This is a genomic window from Kurthia sp. Dielmo, from assembly GCF_000307285.2.
In the GTDB taxonomy this organism is placed as follows: domain Bacteria; phylum Bacillota; class Bacilli; order Bacillales_A; family Planococcaceae; genus Kurthia; species Kurthia populi.
The window spans coordinates 105,246-106,729 of sequence record NZ_HE578960.1 but is presented as its reverse complement, the minus strand read 5'-3'; the positions used below and the strand labels follow the sequence as shown (position 1 = coordinate 106,729).

Below are 1,484 nucleotides of genomic sequence, written 5' to 3'. Positions count from 1 at the left end.
GTTCGTAGGAAACTCCCACTTCAAGTAACGTTCGAAGAACGGCTAAGTGGGGGTAGTTCAAACGGAGCTTACGGGTGAAGCGGCTCCTCCTGAATTAGCGGGCTTAGTGGAAGCATATAAGAATGTGGCCGTCATTACGGAAGCATTAAGTCAAGCACATACGAAAGGAAAGCCGGTCCTTTTTTACGCGGATTATTTACTGAAAAATTCATTGTTGTCGACGTCTTTTGGTGGTGTGAAAATTTCATTTTAAAGGAGTGCTTAGCATGAAAAATATACGCGATGTACTGAGTGCTTTACAGTGGGATAAGTCGAATTATTGTACGCGGCATCAGAGTGATTTTGTATACTTACCGCCGACATATGAGGTATCGCAATGTCCTTTTTGCGGCACAGAGGCACTGCATCAGCAAATAGAGGCTGCTGAGCAAAAGCGCTGTCTCGATATTGAGCGATTGGAGCGCTACCGCACGCTTAGTCGGCATTCGATTATTCAGGATGATACGATTCGGCAGGCAAATTTTGATAACTTTATAGCAGAGACAGAGGAGGAGCAACTGAATAAAATGCTCGCGGTTCGTGTGGCAGAGCGCTTTATTCAGGGCGAGGTGTTTAATGTCTGGATTCAGTCGCCAGAGACAGGATGCGGGAAAAGTCATTTGGCGATGAGTATTTTACAGCAGGTCAATGAGGCCTCACCGCAAAATCGACGTACTTTATTTTTAGATTTTGGTCGGACAATGGAGCTGATGCGTGATAGTGTGGGTAACAGAGAGAGTATGTATACGCAAAATTATTTTGTGACGCTCGCAAGTAAGGCGGATGTGCTCGTACTCGATGATTTAGGTGCGGAAACTGGGGATATTTATAGCGATAAGCGGGCGAGTGAATATACGAGCAATGTGCTACGAAGTATATTAAATAGTCGCCAGCATAAGCCAACGATTATTACGACAAATTTAAGTGGGCAGCGTCTTTTGACAGGCTACCGAGAAGGCGGCCGCTTCATTCCACCCATGTATGATAAAAAGATGATGTCGCGCGCAATGCGTAAGGTGGAGCATATTCTTTTTAAAGATACCCCTGATAAGCGCTCGCTTGGGTTTTAGCAGGCTGTTTCACGTTTATACAAGTTATTTTACAACGACTGATTAGCCTAAAATCGTGGAGAAGCTGATCCATGCAATCACACCAACTATAAGAAATGTAGTTGTAAATACAATAATACGTGCTTTACGATGTGATAGTGCGGATTGTTCTGTAGCATTTCCAGTGTAAAATGCTGAGATATCCTGTGGGGTCTTTAAATGGTTGCGTTTTTTAATGATTTCAATTTTATATGTGGCGATGGCTGCGGCAATGAAAAATAGGGCGGTGCCAATTAAACCGCTTAAACCAAACCAGTGTATAAATGGAATAATAGAAATTGGTGTACAGACGATAAATAGGACAAGTCGTCGTGTCCAGTCTTTTAATTGTTTTAT

3 protein-coding genes are annotated in these 1,484 nt (G+C 43.1%); 2 read left to right on the top strand and 1 reads right to left on the bottom strand.

Annotated elements, in window-relative coordinates; genetic code table 11:
• Positions 1-46: 46 nt before the first annotated feature.
• Positions 47-253 (top strand): hypothetical protein, encoded by a 207-nt coding sequence (locus tag KTHG_RS14075; RefSeq protein ID WP_139994478.1) that lies wholly within the window; start codon positions 47-49, stop codon positions 251-253.
• A gap of 13 nt (positions 254-266) precedes the next feature.
• Positions 267-1,109, top strand: coding sequence for a DnaA ATPase domain-containing protein (locus tag KTHG_RS14070; protein ID WP_139994476.1), 843 nt, complete (start codon positions 267-269; stop codon positions 1,107-1,109).
• A 42-nt stretch (positions 1,110-1,151) separates the two neighbouring features.
• Here KTHG_RS14070 and KTHG_RS21355 read toward each other — a convergent pair.
• Positions 1,152-1,484: hypothetical protein (locus KTHG_RS21355; RefSeq protein ID WP_186439621.1), on the bottom strand; the 333-nt coding region annotated here is incomplete at its 5' end.